At 70.2% G+C, this 17,747-nt stretch carries 19 protein-coding genes; 9 read left to right on the forward strand and 10 right to left on the reverse strand.

Annotated elements, in window-relative coordinates:
* Positions 1-7: 7 nt before the first annotated feature.
* The 6 genes from V6U86_RS01045 to V6U86_RS01070 are packed head-to-tail and all read right to left on the reverse strand — an operon-like array spanning position 8 to position 4,522.
* Positions 8-832, reverse strand: coding sequence for an S-methyl-5'-thioadenosine phosphorylase (locus V6U86_RS01045; RefSeq protein ID WP_334497851.1), 825 nt, complete (start codon positions 830-832; stop codon positions 8-10).
* A 58-nt stretch (positions 833-890) separates the two neighbouring features.
* A complete protein-coding gene (locus tag V6U86_RS01050; RefSeq protein WP_334497350.1) occupies positions 891-1,316 on the reverse strand; it encodes a hypothetical protein in 426 nt (141 codons plus the stop codon).
* Positions 1,313-2,464 (reverse strand): molybdopterin-dependent oxidoreductase, encoded by a 1,152-nt coding sequence (locus V6U86_RS01055; RefSeq protein ID WP_334497352.1) that lies wholly within the window; start codon positions 2,462-2,464, stop codon positions 1,313-1,315. Before V6U86_RS01055 ends, V6U86_RS01050 begins: the two co-directional genes overlap by 4 nt.
* Complete coding sequence (locus tag V6U86_RS01060; protein WP_442934861.1) at positions 2,461-3,171, reverse strand: class I SAM-dependent methyltransferase; 711 nt, start codon at positions 3,169-3,171, stop codon at positions 2,461-2,463. Before V6U86_RS01060 ends, V6U86_RS01055 begins: the two co-directional genes overlap by 4 nt.
* Positions 3,168-3,848, reverse strand: coding sequence for a TIGR04282 family arsenosugar biosynthesis glycosyltransferase (locus V6U86_RS01065; protein WP_334497354.1), 681 nt, complete (start codon positions 3,846-3,848; stop codon positions 3,168-3,170). Before V6U86_RS01065 ends, V6U86_RS01060 begins: the two co-directional genes overlap by 4 nt.
* A complete protein-coding gene (locus tag V6U86_RS01070; protein WP_334497356.1) occupies positions 3,845-4,522 on the reverse strand; it encodes a glycosyltransferase family 2 protein in 678 nt (225 codons plus the stop codon). Before V6U86_RS01070 ends, V6U86_RS01065 begins: the two co-directional genes overlap by 4 nt.
* Positions 4,523-4,669: 147 nt before the next feature.
* Here V6U86_RS01070 and V6U86_RS01075 point away from each other — a divergent pair, with 147 nt between their 5' ends.
* Positions 4,670-6,034 carry a hypothetical protein gene (locus tag V6U86_RS01075; protein ID WP_334497358.1) on the forward strand — a complete coding sequence of 455 codons (1,365 nt, stop codon included), beginning with the start codon at positions 4,670-4,672 and terminating at the stop codon, positions 6,032-6,034.
* On the opposite strand, the gene V6U86_RS01080 is transcribed toward V6U86_RS01075, so the two are convergent.
* A complete protein-coding gene (locus V6U86_RS01080) occupies positions 6,006-7,085 on the reverse strand; it encodes an NAD-dependent epimerase/dehydratase family protein (protein ID WP_334497360.1) in 1,080 nt (359 codons plus the stop codon). The genes V6U86_RS01075 and V6U86_RS01080 overlap by 29 nt on opposite strands.
* A gap of 160 nt (positions 7,086-7,245) precedes the next feature.
* Between V6U86_RS01080 and V6U86_RS01085 the strand changes: the two genes are divergently transcribed.
* Both V6U86_RS01085 and V6U86_RS01090 read left to right on the forward strand, forming a co-directional pair.
* Positions 7,246-7,941, forward strand: a complete 696-nt coding sequence (locus tag V6U86_RS01085; RefSeq protein WP_334497362.1) for a response regulator transcription factor — start codon at positions 7,246-7,248, stop codon at positions 7,939-7,941.
* Positions 7,934-8,950: a sensor histidine kinase gene (locus V6U86_RS01090; protein ID WP_334497364.1), complete on the forward strand. Its 1,017-nt coding sequence runs from the start codon at positions 7,934-7,936 to the stop codon at positions 8,948-8,950. Before V6U86_RS01085 ends, V6U86_RS01090 begins: the two co-directional genes overlap by 8 nt.
* A gap of 147 nt (positions 8,951-9,097) precedes the next feature.
* Here the strand turns inward: V6U86_RS01090 and V6U86_RS01095 are convergent, their stop codons facing one another.
* Together V6U86_RS01095 and V6U86_RS01100 are read right to left on the reverse strand one after the other, a co-directional pair.
* Positions 9,098-9,628 (reverse strand): GNAT family N-acetyltransferase, encoded by a 531-nt coding sequence (locus V6U86_RS01095; RefSeq protein ID WP_334497366.1) that lies wholly within the window; start codon positions 9,626-9,628, stop codon positions 9,098-9,100.
* A 44-nt stretch (positions 9,629-9,672) separates the two neighbouring features.
* Positions 9,673-10,197, reverse strand: a complete 525-nt coding sequence (locus V6U86_RS01100; protein WP_334497368.1) for a MarR family winged helix-turn-helix transcriptional regulator — start codon at positions 10,195-10,197, stop codon at positions 9,673-9,675.
* A 54-nt stretch (positions 10,198-10,251) separates the two neighbouring features.
* Here V6U86_RS01100 and V6U86_RS01105 point away from each other — a divergent pair, with 54 nt between their 5' ends.
* On the forward strand, positions 10,252-10,863 hold the full coding sequence (locus V6U86_RS01105; protein ID WP_334497854.1) for a mycothiol-dependent nitroreductase Rv2466c family protein: 612 nt from the start codon (positions 10,252-10,254) through the stop codon (positions 10,861-10,863).
* A gap of 17 nt (positions 10,864-10,880) precedes the next feature.
* Here V6U86_RS01105 and V6U86_RS01110 read toward each other — a convergent pair whose 3' ends face one another.
* Positions 10,881-11,471, reverse strand: coding sequence for a GNAT family N-acetyltransferase (locus V6U86_RS01110; RefSeq protein ID WP_334497370.1), 591 nt, complete (start codon positions 11,469-11,471; stop codon positions 10,881-10,883).
* A 95-nt stretch (positions 11,472-11,566) separates the two neighbouring features.
* On the opposite strand from V6U86_RS01110, the gene V6U86_RS01115 reads away from it, so the two are divergent.
* The 5 genes from V6U86_RS01115 to V6U86_RS01135 all read left to right on the forward strand — a co-directional run bounded on the left by V6U86_RS01115 (position 11,567) and on the right by V6U86_RS01135 (position 17,581).
* Entirely contained in the window at positions 11,567-12,151 is a 585-nt protein-coding gene (locus V6U86_RS01115; RefSeq protein WP_334497371.1) for an NADAR family protein, read from the forward strand.
* A gap of 204 nt (positions 12,152-12,355) precedes the next feature.
* Positions 12,356-13,786 carry a family 43 glycosylhydrolase gene (locus V6U86_RS01120; RefSeq protein WP_334497373.1) on the forward strand — a complete coding sequence of 477 codons (1,431 nt, stop codon included), beginning with the start codon at positions 12,356-12,358 and terminating at the stop codon, positions 13,784-13,786.
* Positions 13,787-13,820: 34 nt separating this feature from the next.
* The gene (locus tag V6U86_RS01125) at positions 13,821-15,260 is read left to right on the forward strand and encodes a glycoside hydrolase family 43 protein (RefSeq protein ID WP_334497375.1); all 1,440 of its coding nucleotides are present in this window, start codon (positions 13,821-13,823) and stop codon (positions 15,258-15,260) included.
* 33 nt (positions 15,261-15,293) lie between these two features.
* Positions 15,294-16,766: an RICIN domain-containing protein gene (locus tag V6U86_RS01130; RefSeq protein WP_334497377.1), complete on the forward strand. Its 1,473-nt coding sequence runs from the start codon at positions 15,294-15,296 to the stop codon at positions 16,764-16,766.
* A 143-nt stretch (positions 16,767-16,909) separates the two neighbouring features.
* Entirely contained in the window at positions 16,910-17,581 is a 672-nt protein-coding gene (locus V6U86_RS01135) for a hypothetical protein (protein WP_334497379.1), read from the forward strand.
* Positions 17,582-17,747: the final 166 nt, after the last annotated feature.

Here is a 17,747-nt window from a genome sequence, read left to right on the forward strand (position 1 = left end):
GGAACTCTTACGACGGCGTACCTGCCAGAGCCTCGCCGCAGGGGCAGGCTCGCTGGTCCGCGGGCAACGTCCTCACCGCGTCGCCGAGCAGGACGCGCAGCCGGTCGAGGTTCCGGGCGAAGACGGTGAACACCTCCTGCTGGGTCACCCCGTGACCGACCTCGACGCCCGAGTCGAGGTCCGTCACCAGTGACAGCGCGGTGTAACACAGTGCCAGTTCGCGTGCCAGCACCGCCTCCGGGTGGCCGGTCATGCCGACGACGGACCAGCCCTCCCGGCCGTACCACTGTGATTCGGCACGGGTGGAGAACCGGGGACCTTCGATGACGACCATGGTTCCGCCGTCGACCGGCTGCCAACCGGCCGATCGGGCGGCGTCGAGGACCGTGTCGCGTCCTATCGGACAGTAGGGGTCGGCGAAGGGCGCGTGGACGACCGGGGGCAGTTGCCCGTCCGCGCGTGGCCGTCCGTCGTAGTAGGTCTGATCCCGGCCGTTGGTCCGGTCGACCAGTTGGTCCGGCACCACGAGGGTCCCGGGGCCCAGGTCCGGTCGCAGGCCGCCCACGGCGCCCGGTGCGAGTACCTGCCGGACGCCGAGTGCCCGCAGCGCCCACAGGTTGGCCCGGTAGTTGATGCGGTGTGGAGGGAGGGTGTGTCGGCGTCCGTGACGGGGCAGGAACACCACCGGTCGCCCGGCCAGACTCCCGACGGACAGCGCGTCGCTGGGCGGTCCGTACGGTGTGTCGACGGTGACCTCGGTGACGTCGTCGAGGAACTCGTAGAAACCTGATCCGCCGATGACGCCGATCGGCGCGCGATCGGGCGGGCTGATCTCTCCTGCTGACATGGGTACCCCTCCTGGGCGATGAGTAGAGAACGCGTAGGGCGACTCAGGGACGGTCGGTTCGTCGGTCCGTGACGCCCCGCTTGACCGTGGTGGCGACGACCAGCACGATCACGATCACGGCCCAGACGACAGCCAGCCCGACAGCGAGCCCCAGCGGATAGTCGCGGTCCGGTAGGCCGGGGTTCGGAGGCGCCGAGGGCGGTCGCCACAGCAGCGGCACCGCGATCAGCAGCAACGTGACGCTGGCCAGGAGACCCGCGGCGATCCAGGCCCGGCGTAAGCGGTCTGTCACCAGTCGGCCCAGCGTCAGCCCGGCCAGGCCGACCAGCGGTGCCACCAGGACGTCGTGCAGCACCGGGCCGCCGATCAGCCACGGCAGGGTGGTGGCGAGCTGGGGAAGGAGCAGCCAGCCGCCGTACGCCGTGGCCGCGGCACCGACCACGAACAGCAGCAGCCGGACGGCTCTCACCGCAACACCTCCAGCCGGGCCACCCACTTGGTCTGGAGGACGCCGGGCCGGCTCGCCGCGATGAGTCGGCAGGGGTAACCGTGGTCGGCCGACAGTTGCTCGCCGTTGATCCGCAGGGCGAGCAGGGTCAGCGGGTCGGTGGCATGAGCCGCCGGCAGTGTGCTTGCCGCGTACAGGCCGTCGGTTTCCAGTGAGGTGAACCGAACCGGTCGGCCGGTCGGTGCGCCGGCCCATCGGAGCAACTGGACGACGGGCACGCCGGTCCAGTGGGCCGACGCGCTCCAGCCCTCGACGCAGGCGATCGGGAGTTCCGCCGTACGTTGTGGCAGGGCCGCCAGTTCGGCCAGGGACATCGTGTGTCGCCCGCCCGGCCAGACGATCTCCAGTCGCCAGTCCGGTGGAACGACGATGCGCGCGGCAGCCGCCGTACGGTTGATCGGTATGCCCTGCGGCCCGGCGGCGGAACGCCACGCCAACGGCGACACCCGACGTAGCCACGGCACGGTGACCCCGGCGGTGGCCAGCACGGCGAGGCCGGCGACGCCCGCCGACGTGCGCAGAAAGGCGCGTCGCTCGGACGAGTCTCGATCGTCGCGCGCCGCCGCTCTCCTGCGCCGCAGTGGCGTGTGCAGCGCCGCGCGGGCGATCGGGAGCTTCACCGCGACGTGCAGCAGCACCGCGCCCGCCACCAGCCAGGCGACCGCGTAGTGCGCCGTCGGGAAGAAGAATCCCCACGGGTACGACTGGGCGACGTTGAACAGACCCGTGACCAGCTCGAAGAATGCGGCGCAGACCAGTACCAGGACGGAGATCCGTTCGAGGGCGTGGGCGGGCAGCCGGATCGGCTGGCGCAGCGGCGGGCGGACGAACAGCCGGGGGTAGACGCTCCACAGCTTGGCCAGCAGCAACGGGATTGCCGCGACACCGGAGAGCACGTGGACGCCCTGGGTGATTCGGTAGAGGTCGACCGGTCGGGTCGGCCAGGTGAACCAGCCCGGTGGGTGCTGGATGTAGTGGCTGAGCAGTCCGGTGCCGAAGCACAGCCCGAACGCCACCCCGAGCCAGAGGCCGAGCCGAGCGGCGACCAGCGGAGAGTGCGAGGGTGCGGTGAAGTCCTCGGGGGCGGGGACGCGCGGCCGGCGGATCATGAGCGGGCCAGCTCGGCGAACCAGCGTGGACCGACCCGGAAACGGTCTGCGACCCGCAGGCCGGCAGCGGCGGCGGTAGGGGCCACCGCCTCCGCCCCGACCCGCGCCCAGCGAAACGCCGGCCCTCGCAGTTCCTGTTCACCTGACGATCGGGACAGGACGTACGCCTGGCCCCGCCACAGCCCGGCCCCCGGCGGTTCCACCTCGACCAGGAGCGTTCCGTCGGCCGCGATCAGGGCGCCGCAGCGGCGCAGCAGTCGGACCGGGTCACCACCGATGCCGATGTTGCCGTCGATGAGCAGGGCGTGTGCCCACCTCCCCTCGCCGGGTAGTGGTTCGAAGACGTCGCGTCGCAGGGCGATGACACCCCGGCCCTGGGTCAGCCGTACCGCCTCGGCGGAGATGTCGACGCCCAGTGCGACGAGGCCTCGCTGGGCGAGTGCCCTGGTCAGCCGGCCAGGGCCGCAGCCGAGGTCGATGGTGGGCCCGGTGCAGCGGGCGGCGACGGACTCAACTGCCGGCTCGGGTGGGCCGTGCCAGCGCCGCACCGGCAACAGGTCACGTCGCCCGTCGGTGTGCACCAGCCAGTGGTCGGGTTGAACCGCAGGCACCGGGGCGCCCGGCGTACCGCACGCACGGTCGGCGGGCCACCCGTCGATTCTGCCCAGCACCACATCGAAACCGTCGAGACTGATCGTCGAATTCACCTGGCGCGTCCGTTCACCAACTGACCGCCCACCGCTTCGACGGCACCTGCGAACCGGCTGCCGGGTAGGTCGGCCGCGACCGCCAGCGCTGCCGGCCAGTCGTCGACATCACGCTGAACGGGCAGGACCGACGGGTGCAGGCCGCGCTTGCGCAGAGCGGCGAGGGTGCGGCGACCGGTGTCGTCGGTCGACATGGGCACCTCGCGCAACACGTTCGCGTACGACGGATCGCGTAGCCCGAGTGCCCACCAGCCGCCGTCGAGCGCCGGCCCGAACACCGCCTCGTGCTGGGCGAGCCGTTCCAGCGCGGTGGTGAGCAGGGCTGGCCGGATCTGCGGTGTGTCCATGCCGATCTGCAGCACCGGTCGGCCGGGATATGCCGCGGCAGTGTCGGCGTGGGCATTCGCGAGACGGTCGGCGAACGCGTCGCCGCGCTGCGGAAGCAGGTGCCAACCCGCCAAGGCTGCGGTCAACTCCGCGCCGTACTCGGCATCGGCGAACCGACCCGCGTGGGCCAGCACGGGAATGGTCGACGCGGTGGCGCGCACCGCCGCGAGGGTGTCCAGCAGCGACGCCGCCGCGACCCGGGCCGCCTGGGTCGGGTCAGCGGGCGGGCAGAGGCGCGTCTTGGCCAGCCCGGCAACCGGTGCCTTCGCGACCACGAGCAGGACGTTCACCGGGCACCGCCGGCGTCCGCGCGCAGCACCCCGGCGAAGTCCCGGGTCGCTCGCCACGTGCCCCGGACCGACCCGGAGACCTTCGATCTCGTGCCGGCAGCCCGGGGCGCGTACCCGACGTCCAGCTCGATGATCCGCCAGCCCGACTCGGCCGCGCGCAGCAGCAGCTCCAGGGGGTAGCCGAACGCGCGGTCGCGGACACCGAGTCCCAGCAGCGCCGTCCGGCGGGCCACCCGGATCGGGCTGATGTCGTACACCGGCACACCGCGACGCCGTAGCAGCGCGGCGACCAGCGCGTTCCCGGCGCGGGCATGCCAGGGCCAGGCGTCCGCCGAGATCGGCCGACGCCGCCCGACGGCGAGGTCAGCCCGGCCGTCGAGCACCGTCGCGACGAGTTTGGGCAGCTCGGCTGGATCGAACGAGCCGTCCGCGTCGAGCACGCAGACCAGATCCGTCTCCGCCGCCAGCAGGCCGGCGTGTACGGCCGCGCCGTATCCGCGTCGCGGCTCGTGGACGACCCGGGCGCCGTGCTCGGCCGCGACGACAGGCGAACCGTCGGTGGAGCCGTTGTCGACCACGATGGCGCGGTAGCCGGGCGGCAGCCCGCCCAGTACGGCAGGCAGTGCGGCCGCCTCGTCCAGACATGGCAGCACCACGTCGATCGTTGTGTGCATACCGGCGACGCTAGGCCCGCCACGGACCGTCCGGAGCGCTGTGTGTCCTTACGAATCGCTTACCAGGCAACGAATCTTACGACTCTCTGACGTCTCACCGTCTGACTGTCGGTTGCCTGGTCACAGGTCGTACCGTCGGCCGTCACCATGACCATGATGATCCGGCCGGGACGCCCCCGGTCCGCCGACCTGATCGTCCTCGGTGCCGAGGTGGCACTGCTCGCCGTTGCCGTCTCCGTCGGCGCGCTGCTCAACCATCAGGGTGTGCGGCTCCACGCCGACGCGGCGCCGCTCTACGCCGGTTGGCAGCCCCACCTGGGGCCCGGCACCCCCGCCGCGCTTCTCGTCGCGGCGCTGTTCGTCTGGCGCGGCACACGCTGGGGAGCCGACACGTCGTGGCCGCGGCTGTTGGTCGTCGGCTATCTCGCCGCGGTGCTCTGGACGCTGTCGTTGGCCCTGGTGGACGGCTGGTCCGCGGGGTTGACCGAGCGGCTCACCGTGCAGGCCGAGTATCTGCACGAGGTGCCCCGGGTGACCGATGTCGGCGTCATGCTGTCCGGCTTCGCCGACCGGATCCTCGACTTCCAACCCAATTCGTGGTCCACCCACACCGCCGGTCATCCACCGGGAGCGTTGCTGTTCTTCGTCTGGCTGGAGCGGATCGGCCTGGGTGGCGGGACCGCCGCCGGGCTCGCCTGCGTGTTGCTCGGAGCCACGGTCTCGGTGACGGTTCCGGTGACGTTGCGGGCGCTCGGCGTCGAGGACGCGGCCCGGGCGGTGTGGCCGTTCCTGGTGCTCTTCCCGGGGGCGGTCTGGGTGGGCGCGTCCGCGGACGGGATCTTCACCGCGGTGGTCGCGGCCGGGCTGGCGCTGCTGGTGGTGGGTGGCCGAGCATCGGCCACGCTTGGCGGGTTGCTACTCGGCTTCGCGCTCTACCTGTCGTACGGGTTCGTCCTGGTCGGGTTGCTCGCGTTGACCGTGGTGTTGCTCCGGGCGCGGGACCGCCTCGGCGTGCTCCTGGTCGCGGCGACGGCGGTCGCGGCCGTCGTCGCCGTGTTCACCATCGGTGGCTTCTGGTGGCTGGACGGCTACCACCTGGTGGCACGTCGTTACTACCAGGGCTGGGCGGCGGAACGCCCGTACGGTTACTGGGTCTGGGCGAATCTCGCCGCTCTGCTGCTCTCGGCCGGCCCGGTGGTCGGGCCGGCGCTGCGACGGGCGGTGGCCGCCGTGTCGATCCGGTCACCACGCCCACCGTTCGCGACCACCGTCCGACAGCGGATCGCCAGTGCCGGACCCACAATATGGCTGCCCATCGCGGCGACGGCGGCCGTGCTCGCGGCGGACCTGTCCGGGCTCAGCAAGGCCGAGGTCGAGCGGATCTGGCTACCGTTCGCGGTCTGGCTGCTGGTCGCCACCGCGCACCTGCCCGCCGGCCACCGACGGTGGTGGTTGGCGGCCCAGGCTGTCACGGCCCTCGCCGTCAACCACCTACTGTGGACGGTGTCCTGACCGATACCGGATCCCGCATCACCGCGGTCGTGAAGTCCGCGATGCCAGCGGCGAAGCCGATTCGGGCGGTGAAACCAAGCAGCCGGGTGGCGCGGGCCGGATCGGCCACGACGTGCCGTACGTCCGCCGTCCGCCCACCCCCGACCGTGACCGGCGATGGGCCGGCCATCGCCGACGCCAGTTCGTGGGCCAACTCGCCGACGGTGTGCGGCTCACCCGAGCAGACGTTCACCGGAGTCAGAGGATCCGGTGCCGGCGTCATCAGGGCCAGCAGGTTGGCCGTTGCCACGTCGGTCACGTGCACGAAGTCGCGCCGTTGCCGGCCGTCCTCCAGGACCCGGGGCGGCCGGCCGGCGGCCAGTTCCGACCGGAAGATCGATGCGACCCCGGAATACGGAGTGTCACGTGGCATTCTCGGACCGTAGACGTTGTGGTAGCGCAGGGCCCAGACCGATCCGCCGGTCTGCCGGGCCCAGGCGCCGGCAAGGTGTTCCTGGGCCAGCTTGGTGGCGGCGTACGTGCTGTGCGGCTCCAGCGGCGCGTCCTCGGGCACGAGACCGGGGGAGAGCGCCTGGTCGCACCGAGGGCAGGTCGGCTCGTAGCGGCCCTCGGCCAGGTCGACGGCCCGGCGGCCGACAGGCCGGACGATCCCGTGGGTAGGGCAGTGGTAGCGGCCCTCGCCGTAGACCACCATCGAGCTGGCCAGCACCAACCGGCGTACCCCGGTGGCGTGCATCGCCGCGAGGAGGGTGGCCGTGCCGAGGTCGTTGTGCGCGGCGTACCGGGGGGCGTCGGCCGGGTCGATGCCGTGGCCGACCATGGCTGCCTGGTGGCAGACCGCGTCGACTCCGGTCAGTAGCCGGGTCAGCAGCTCGGCGTCGCGGACGTCCCCGGCCACGAGGTCGTGCCGCTCGCTCCAGGGCGGTGCCGTCGCACCGTGCGCCTCGGGCAGGAGCGCGTCCACGGCCACCACCTCGTGCCCGCCTTCGGCGAGCAGGTCGGCGACGTGTGAACCGATGAATCCGGCAGCACCGGTGACAAGTATCCGCATTCCGGTCACCGTATGACCTCGGGTGGGCCCGCTCGGGTTCGCACGCCCAGCCGTAAGAACCTCGCAAGGTTTGCCGGCGCGGGCCGGCGGCGGTGCGTGGCTACGCTGGGCCGATGGACATCCGAGGGGAGACGCTGACCGGTCGGAACGGGGATGGTTCGTGACACAGCGCGTGCTGGTGGTCGACGACGATCAGACCGTGAGCGACGTCATTCGTCGTTACCTCGAGAACGACGGCTTCCAGGTGAGCCTCGCGGCCGACGGCGCGGCGGCGCTGGCGGCGGTGGAACGCGAGGCGCCCCACCTGGTCGTGCTCGACCTGATGCTGCCCCGGATCAACGGCCTGGAGGTGTGCCGGGCGTTGCGGGTACGGCCGGACGGCGTACCGATCGTCATGCTGACCGCTCGCGGTGACGAGTCCGACCGGATCCTCGGGCTTCAGCTCGGCGCCGACGACTACCTGACCAAGCCCTTCTCTCCCCGGGAGTTGGTGCTGCGGGTCCGTTCGGTGCTTCGTCGCGCCGGCGGTGGGACGCCATCCGAGCGGCCGGAGGCGCTCACCGACGGCAATCTGGCGGTGCACACGACCTCCCGAACCGCCCGCCTCGGCGGTACCGATCTGGCTCTGACGCTGCGGGAATTTGACCTGCTCGTCCACCTCATGCGGCATCCCTCCCGGGTGTTCGGCCGGGCCGAGCTTCTGGACCAGGTCTGGGGCTGGAACTTCGGGGACCACTCGACCGTGACCGTGCACGTACGCCGACTGCGGGAGAAGATCGAGACCAACCCGGCCGACCCGCGGCGGATCGTGACCGTCTGGGGCGTCGGCTACCGCTACGAGCCGGCCAATGCGTGACGTACTCCTGATCTTCGCGCTCGCCCTCGGCGCGGCACTCGGCATCGGGTTCGCCGGGGCGGTGCTGCTGCGCGCACTCCGACGCAGCTCGATCACCGTGCACCTCAGCGTGCTGCTCGCCACCACAGTGGTCGCCGTCGCTGTCGGGGTGATGGCGGTCGCGGAAGCCATGTTCCTCTCCGCACACGACCTGGAGGTGGTCCTGATCACCGTCGCGGCGGCGGCGGTGGTCAGCCTCGCCGTCGGCGGGCACTTCGGCCGTCGACTGGCCCGCGCCGCGGTCTGGCGCGACCAGGCCCGGGAGCGGGAACGGCAACTGGAGAAGGGCCGACGCGACCTGGTCGCCTGGGTCTCGCACGACCTGCGTACCCCGCTCGCCGGGCTGAGGGCGATGGCGGAGGCGCTGGAGGACCGGGTGGTTCGCGATCCGGACACGGTCGACGAGTACCACCGACGTATCCGCGTCGAGACCGACCGGATGACCCGACTCGTCGACGACCTGTTCGAGCTGTCCCGGATCAACGCGGGCGCGTTGCGGTTGTCGTTGACGGCGGTGCCGCTCGGAGAAGTGGTCTCGGACGCGCTGGCCAGCACCACCCCGTTGGCCGACGCTCGCCGAATCAAGCTGGTTGCCAGCGAGTCGGGGTGGCCGACGGTTGCCGCGAGCGAACCAGAGCTGGCTCGGGTCGTGGCCAATCTGCTGCTCAACGCGGTCCGCTACACCCCGGACGACGGCACCGTACGCATCGAAGCCGGCCGTGAGGACGACCACGCCTGGCTGTCGGTCGCCGACACCTGTGGCGGCATCCCCTCGGCAGATCTTCCCCGGCTGTTCGACATCGCGTTCCGTGGTGAACCGGCCCGCACGCCCGGGCCTGGCGACGGTGGGGCATCCGGAGGGCTCGGCCTGGCCATCGTTCGTGGCCTGGTGGAGGCGCACGGCGGCCGGGTCGAGGTGCGCAACACCGTTGACGGCTGCCAGTTCATCGTTCGGCTGGCCAGCGCCTGAGGCGAACCGCTCTCAACGGCAGTCCTGCGACGCCGAGGGCTACGCGGCTTTCCTCGACAGAGATACGTCCGCAACGTCTCGCTGGTGGTCACACCCCATCGGTCACCGATCACGCATCCAGTGTCGGCTATGACCCACGAGCGTGGGTCAGTCGACCCGCTGGGCCAGCACCTGCCCCGGCCAGGTTCCGGCCAGGAAGGTTTCGGTGCGAGTGAACCCGTGGCGCTCGTAGTACGCCACCAACTCGCCACCGCCGCCCGCCCAGCAGTCGACCCGGAGCAACCGCACGCCGGCCCGCCGGGTTTCGTCCACGGCGTGTGCCAACAGTGCCGCGCCGAGTTTCTGGCCGGCGAACCGTCGGTCGGAGACCAGGAGACGGACGAACCGCTCGGATTCTTGGGCGGGCGTGATCGGTGCCCGCGGGTCGGGCCCGGAGTCCAGCACCAGGGCCGCGGCCGGCGTGCCGTTCACTTCCGCGATGTACGGGAGGTGCTCGGTCAGGTACCGGTCGACCTGCTCGACCCTCTCGGGCTTCTCCGAGAACGGCGCCGTGCCCCACTGTTCGGTGTTGCCGCGAGCATTCATCCAGACCACCGCGGAGTCGAGCATGCCCAGCACGGCGGGTGCGTCGCCCGGATCACCGCGTCGGATGCGTACGCCGCCGGTGGTGTCGTCCATGGCGGAATGGTAGTCCGACGGTTGGCCGGTCACGGTCGAGGGCGTCATCCAGCCTGACCCCCGCCCCCGGTTCCACTCCCGGAGCCCAGCGTCCGATTCATCGCCGCCAGCAGGCGCCCAAGGGTTCTGCGGTCGCTGTCGCTGAGGTCGCGAAGGATGGCCGCCTCGTTGGCCAGATGTTCCTCGATGAGCCGGTCGGTCAGCGCCACTCCGGCCGGAGTCAGCCCGACCACTCTGCCGCGCGCGTCGGCTGTGGAGACCGAGCGGGACACGAGGCCGCGGGCGATCAGTCGGTCCACCCGCTTGGTCACCGCCCCGGTGGTGACGAGCATCCGCTGGCTCAACTGGCCCGCCGTGAGCGTGTATGGCTCACCCTCGCGGCGCAGCGCCGCGAGCACGTCGAAGTCGCCGTTGCCGAGGTCGGCTGCGGCGAACGGCGGTCGCAGGGCCGCATCGAGTACGGCGGCCAACTGCTGAATGCGACCGATGATCAGCAATGGGCTGGGGTCGAGGTCCGGTCGCTCACGGCCCCACTGAGCAACGATGTCGGCGATCCGGTCGTCATCCACTGTTGCATCTTACCTTCCAGGGAAGATAAGTTGTCTTCCGTGGAAGACAACTTGATGCCAACGTCCGCTCCGGTGGTCACGTCGTACGTGGACCCGTCCTGCCCCTTCGCCTGGATCACCTCCCGCTGGCTCATGGAGGTCGCGAAGATGCGGCCGCTCAGCCTGCGGTTCGAGGTGATGAGCCTCGCGGTGATCAACGAGCATCGCGACCTGGAGCCCTGGTACCGCGAATTCAACGACCGGGCGTGGGGGCCGGCCAGGGTGTGCGTGGCGGCAGCCGAACAACACGGCTCCGCCGCCCTCACACGGCTGTACCCGGCGCTCGGCCGCCGGATCCACGACGCCGGCGACAAGAACTTCGACACCGTCGTCCCGCTGGCCCTGGCCGAGGCCGGCCTCCCCGCCGACCTGGCCGACGCCGCGCACCGGAGCGACGTCGACCCGCAGATGCGGGCGAGCACCGCCCGCGCACAACAACTGGTGGGCGAGGACCTCGGCACCCCGACGGTCGTCGTCGACGACGTTGCCTTCTTCGGCCCCGTCCTGAGCTCGATCCCGCGAGGGGAGGAGGCCGTCCGCGTCTTCGACGGCGCACGCCTGCTCGCCGGCTGCCAGGCATTCTCCGAACTCAAGCGGGCCCGCTCCGACGGCCTCAGCTTCGCGTAGCTTGACCGCTACCCGCCTCAGCGCTCGGGATGCCCCCGGTGCGCGGCCCACTCGGGCGCGAGGATCGACATCACGGTGGCGTCAACCCAGTCGTCGCCGTCGCGCAGGACCTGCCGCAGCACACCCTCGGCGACGAAGCCGACCTTCTCGTACACCCGGCGGGCCCGGGGGTTGAACGCGAACACCTCCAGCGAGATGCGGTGCAGGCCGAGCCGCTCGAAACCGTGGCCGACGACCAGGCGTACCGCCTCGGTGCCCAGGCCACGGTCGCGGCCGGCGGCGGCCAACAGGGTCCGAAAATTGCAGTTCCGGTTGACCGGGTCCCAGTCGTTCAGGACCACCTCGCCGACGCAGGCCCCGGTGGCGCGGTCCACGACCGCCAGGTCGAGTCGGTCGGTCTGGGCGTTGCGGCTGCCGTACCAGGAACGCATCCGCTCCTCGTCGGGAGCGTCGTCGGCCGGGCTGCCGGTCAGCCGGGCCACCTCAGGGTCGGCCACCGCCGCCCGGAAGGTGTCCAGGTCGTCGTCGACGAACGGACGCAGGATCACCCGCTCGCCGGTGAGCGTGGGCTTGATCGAGAAGTCGGGGGTCGCCTGGTCACTGGGCATCGACCGATTTTCGACGCGACACTGACGACGGGCAACCGGTTTCCGGTCGCTAGGCGGTGGGGTACGCGGAGCGCCGGTGCTGCACACTCGCCATCATGCTGGCATCGGTACGGAGTGTCGCGGAGTTGGCCGCTGTGCAGGCGCAGGGGCGTCGGGTCGAGTTTCTGTTCTTCTGGGGGCATCAGCCCGAGCGTGACGGGGGTGTCGGCCCAGGTTGCCTGAGCCAGTGGTGGCCGGCGTCGTTCACCGTCGACGAACGACGTTTCGCCACTGCCGAGCACTACATGATGTGGCGCAAGGCCACCCTGTTCGGTGACCGCGCGATGGCGGAGCAGATCCTCGCCGCGCCGCATCCGAACGCCGCCAAGGCGCTGGGCGGACGCGTCGCGGGTTTCGATCAGCAGACCTGGAGCGAACACCGGTTTGCCATCGTGGTGGCCGGCAACCTCGCGAAGTTCGACCAGCATCCGGCGCTCCGGGCATTTTTGCTCGCTACCGGGGAGCGGGTCCTGGTGGAGGCCAGCCCGCTCGACCGGATCTGGGGTATCGGCCTGAACCGTGACGATCCGGCTGCTGGCGACCCGGGCCGTTGGCGGGGTCTCAACCTGCTCGGATTCGCGCTCATGCAGGTGCGTGAGGCGCTCCGGGATCAACCTCCGCACGATGCGGAACGACAATAATCGATTCTTGACACTGGTCGATGCGATCGCTAACACTTGTCCGCAACGCGAACGTAACGAACCGAACACATCGCGCCCAGCATCGTGACGCACCGGCAGCTCTCCCGTGCGGCCAACGTCATCCCTCGTCAGAGTTACCTGGAACCGAGTCCGACGGCAGTCTGATGTGAACGCTCACATAGATGATCTCCGAAGGGAGCCGGGATGGCGGCGGCATCGCTGTCGGAAGCATCGACGACGCGTCTACGGTCTCTCCTCGCGCTCTCCGCCGTGGCCGCGGCAGCTGCCCTGGTGGTGACCGACGTGCCAGCTCACGCCGCCGCCCTGCCGACCGGCGCCGTCTCGCTGGAGGCGGTCAACCAAGCCGGACGGTTCGTACGGCACATCGACTATCTCGGCCAGCTCGACCCGGTGAGCTCCACCAGCACCAACCAGACCAAGCTCGACGCCACCTTCACGGTGGTCAACGGTCTGGCGTCGCCGACCTGCTACTCGTTCCAGACCAGGACAGGCATGTTCCTGCGGCATCGCGACTACCGGCTCCGGGTCGACCCGAACACCGGCGACCCGACGTTCCGCGCCGACGCCACCTTCTGCGCGGTGGACGGCTCGGTCAGCGGATCGGTGACGCTGGCCTCGTACAACTATCCGACCCGGCGGATCCGGCACCGCGACTTCGCCCTCTGGCTCGACGCCTACCAGGACACCGCCGCGTTCCGGGCGGACAGCTCCTTCCGCCTCGTCGCGCCCTGGGCACCCAGGACCACCAGGGGCCCGGTGATCCCGGGCCTCTTCGCCGACCCGCATCTCGCCGTGTTCAACGGCCGCTACTACCTGTACCCGACCACCGACGGCTACGCGAGCTGGGCCGGCACCTACTACAAGGCGTTCTCCTCCACCGACCTGGTCAACTGGACCGACCACGGTGTGATCCTCGACCACGGCCCGGACGTGTCCTGGGCCGACAACTCGGCCTGGGCGCCGGCGGTGGCCAGCGCCAACGGCCGCTACTACCTGTACTTCAGCGGCGGTGCGGCCAGCGGCAACACGACCAAACAACTGGGCGTGGCGGTAGCCGACAGCCCCACCGGCCCGTTCCGCGACGCGCTGGGCCGACCACTCGTCCGGGGCGACCAGTTCTCCGGTGGGCAGGCGATCGACCCCATGGTGTTCACCGACGACGACGGGCAGTCCTACCTGTACTGGGGTCAGGGCACCGCGCGGGCGGTGCGGTTGAACCCCGACATGGTCTCCTTCGACGCCGAGCAGGCGCGGGTCATCACCCCCTCCGGCTACAACGAGGCGCCATTCGTGTTCAAGCGCAACGGGCTCTACTACTTCATGTGGTCGGAGAACGACACGCGCAGCGAGGACTACCGGGTCGCGTACGCCACCGGCTCCACACCCCTCGGGCCGTGGACCAGGCGCGGGGTGGTGCTGCAGAAGCGCCTCGACGTCGGCATCAAGGGCACCGGTCACCACTCCGTCGTCCGGGCACCCGGCAGCGACAGCTGGTACATCGCCTACCACCGCTTCGCAGTGCCGGCCGGCAACGGCACCAACCGCGAGACCGCCATCGACCGGATGGAGTTCAACACCGACGGCACCATCCGCCCCGTCGTACCAACCCTCTAGCTGACTGTTGAGCCCCCGCGAAGGAGAAAGACCCATGTCGAGAGTCCTCGCCCGGCTCGGCGCGGTCATGGTCGCCGCGTGTCTGCTGTTCACCACCTGGTCGGCGGCGACACCAAAGGAGGCAGCCGCGCTCGACCCGACCGTCGGCTACCTGATGGCGCACTTCACCGGTGAGTCCTCGACAGACCAGCAGATCTACCTCGCCCACAGCACGGACGGTCTGCGTTGGACGGATCTCAACAACGGCGGGCTCGTGCTGCGATCCACCGTCGGCACCCGCGGCGTCCGCGACCCCGCCCTGGTCCGCTCGCCCGCCGGTGACCGGTACTGGATCATCGCCACCGATCTGTGCATCGGCTGCGGCCAGGACTGGTCTACCGCGATCAACAACGGCAGCCGCAACCTCGTCGTGTGGGAGTCCACCGACCTGGTCAACTGGTCGGCGCCGTGGCTGCTGAACGTCGCCGGCGCGATTCCGGACGGACGCAACGCCTGGGCGCCGGAGGCGATCTGGAATCCGGCCACCGGCGACTACGTCCTCTACTGGGCGACGAACGTCCCGCTCAACGGCGCGACCAAGCACCGCATCTACTACGCGCGCACGGCGAACTTCCGCAGCGTCACCACGCCGCAGGTCTACATCAACCGTCCGGGAAACCAGGAGATCATCGACACCCAGATCGTCGAGGCTCCGGCCGGCGTGGGCGCCTACCGCTACGTCCGGGCCTCCCGGGACGGCCAGATCGCCATCGAAGGCAGCAACTCCATTCTCGGCACCTGGACCACCCTCGGGAACCTCTCCGGCATCGGGCTGACCGGCTCCCAGGTCGAAGGCCCGATGTGGATGAAGTTCAACAACCGCAACGAGTGGGTCCTCTACCTCGACCAGTACGCCAGCGGACGCGGCTACCTGCCGGTTCTGACCACCGACCCGTCGAGCCCGGGCAGCTACCGACTGCCGGCGTCCGGCTCGTACGGCATGGGCGGCACCAAGAAGCGGCACGGTTCGATCCTCAACCTGACCGCCGCCGAACAGAACCGGGTGCTCGCCCGCTGGCCCGCCACCGCGGTCAACCGGATCCAGTCGTACAACTACCAGGACCGGTACGTGCGGCACTACGACTACGACGTCCGCATCGACCCGAACGTCAGCCCTGCCCAGGACGGCCAGTGGCGGCTGGTGCCCGGCCTGGTCGGCTCCGGCACGGTCTCCATCCAGTCGGTCAACTATCCGGGTTACTACCTGCGCCACTACGGGTTCGACTTCCGGCTGGAAGCCAACGACGGCACCGCCACCTTCGCCGCCGACGCCACCTTCCGGCAGGTCGCCGGCCTGGCCAACTCCTCGTGGACGTCGTTCCAGTCCTACAGCCACCCGGACCGCTACCTGCGGCACTACGCCTACCTGCTGCGGCTCGACCCGGTCACCGACGCGCAGAGCCGCGCCGACGCCACCTTCCGCGTGACCAGCTGACCCTGGTCCCCCCCCGTCCAAGGAGTTCCGACTGTGGCACCACATCGACGGGCGTTGTCCGCCCTGGTGGCAGCGCTGACCGTGCTGGCTGGCGTTGTCGTCGCGTCGTCGCCGGCCACTGCGGCCACCAACCAGTTCCGAGGCATGAACTGGGCGGTCCTGGGTGACAACTTCAGCACCGGGCCGCTGGTCGTGCAGGGCCTGAGCTCGTCCGACAGCAACGCGACGGTGCGGGCCAAGGCCAACGCCCTCTACGACGACCTGGCGTCCACCATGGGGGTCAACACCGTCCGCCTGCCGATCAACACCCACACGGTGGGGACGGCGTGGTGGGAGGCGTACCGAGGCGCCATCGACGCCGCCACCGCTCGCGGCTTCAAGGTGATCCTCGCCTACTGGGAGGACGGCGCAGCCTCCGGCGGCAGGATCACGAACCTCGCCGCGTGGAACGCGATGTGGTCCACGGTGACGAACACGTACGGCTCGAACACCAACGTCTACTTCGAGCCGATGAACGAGCCGCACGGATACAGCTCGGCGGAGTGGCGCAACGTGGCGGCGAACTGGCTCAGCTACCACTACTCGGCGGTGCCCGGCCGGGTGCTGATCGGCGGCACCGGCTTCAGCCAGGACCTGCGCGACGTCTGCAACGACAGCCGCTTCACCTCGACGCTGCTCTCCTTCCACCACTACGCCTTCTTCTACGGCGCGATGACCTACGACGCCTTCCGCAGCCACATCCAGACCCGCCTCGGCAACTGCGCCTCCCGCGCTGTCGCGACCGAGTTCGGCGCGCCGATGAACGACGGCCGCAACTACGCCGACGCGGGCAGCACCGACAACTTCGTGCGCCACATCCGCGCCATGGCCCAGGTCATGCGCGACAACCAGATGGGCGGCACCTACTGGCCGGCTCTCGGCGGCAAGCCGGGCACCATCGGCTACGACTGGTACTCGATGTTCGCCCTCAGCGGCAGCGGCACCGACCTCAACCTGACCGTCCGCAACACCTCCGGGGCCGACCGGATCCGGTACGCGTGGGGCGACACCGTCGGGGACGGCCCGACGACGCCCCCACCGTCGACGGGATCGTTCTACCGGATCAATGTGCGCCACAGCGGCAAGGCCATGGACGTCCAGCAACCGAACACCGACAACGGTGCCCGCGTAGGCCAGTACACGTACGCCGGCAGCGCGTGGCAGCAGTGGCAGTTCCAGGACGCCGGCAGCGGCTACTGGCGCATCGTCAGCCGGCACAGCGGAAAGTGCCTCGACGTGGTGAGCGCGTCGACAGCCGACGGCGCCGAACTCATCCAGTACACCTGCGGCACCGGCACCAACCAACAGTTCCAGATGGTCACCAACGGCAGCTACTTCCAACTGCGGGCACGACACAGCAACAAGTGCGTGGACGTTCCAGCCGCCTCGACCGCGGACGGGGTGGTCCTCAAGCAGTATTCGTGCAACACCGGCACCAACCAACAGTGGTCCCGCACCACCGTCTGACGAGCGTCTCGACGTGACGTTCGAGCCACGGTGGCCGGCCGGAGCCGGCGACGGCTCGCATGTCGGCAATCCGTCGTTGTCTGGGCGTCGGGCGGCTCCGTAGCGTCGCGACTACGTATCGCTGCCCAGCGGAAGGACCCCTCGTGACCGAAATCGTCGCTCCGCAGCTCGTCGTGAACAGCAGAATGATCTACTTCGGTTGGCTACCGGCCGACCCCGACGCGGTGGCCGCCCTGGTCCCCGACGGGCTCACGCCGGCACCGAACCACCAGGTCTTCATGAACCAGTACGTCGTCGACGACGCCGCGCAGACCTCCGGCTTCGGTGCGTACTCCCTGACGTACATCGGGCCGGACCTCGCCGGAGTCGACGCTCCCGACGGGGTCACGCCCGGCCGCTGGTGGACGCACTACTTCAACTCCAGCCCCGACGTCCGGGCGTACGCCGCCGCCCGGGGCGTGCCGGCGACCCCGGGAAGAACCACCATCGAGGTACGCGGGCGTCGGCTGATCGCCACCACCGAGGCCGACGGCGTACCCGTGATCAGGACGACGGCCCGCGTCGGGCGCACCGGCGACGCCGTCAACCGGGGCCAGTTGCGCTACCTCACCCGGCTCGACGGCAGGCTGCTCAGCGGCAACTACCCGTTCGTGGCGGAGCCGGTCGACCCGTTCGAGGTCGAGTCGCTGGAGTTCCTCGAACCCGACCACCCGGTGTACGCGCTGCGTCCGGCCGACCCGCTGACCATCGTCTGGGGCTTCTACTCACCACGCGCGTCGTTCGCCTACCCGGGCGGCGAGTCGGTGCTCGACTGAGGGAAGACCCATCCAGGACACGGAACAACATGTCACGCAGCTTCCTGCGGCTGTTCGCCGCCGCCTGGCCCGCGCAGAATTTTGGGTATGCCAGGTGACACCACCGGCAATGATCGCCACCGGAAGGGGGAGCGAGATGCGGATCCTCAGCGGCGGGAACTCCACC

This window comes from Micromonospora sp. CPCC 205558 (genome assembly GCF_036902955.1).
Lineage (GTDB): Bacteria > Actinomycetota > Actinomycetes > Mycobacteriales > Micromonosporaceae > Micromonospora.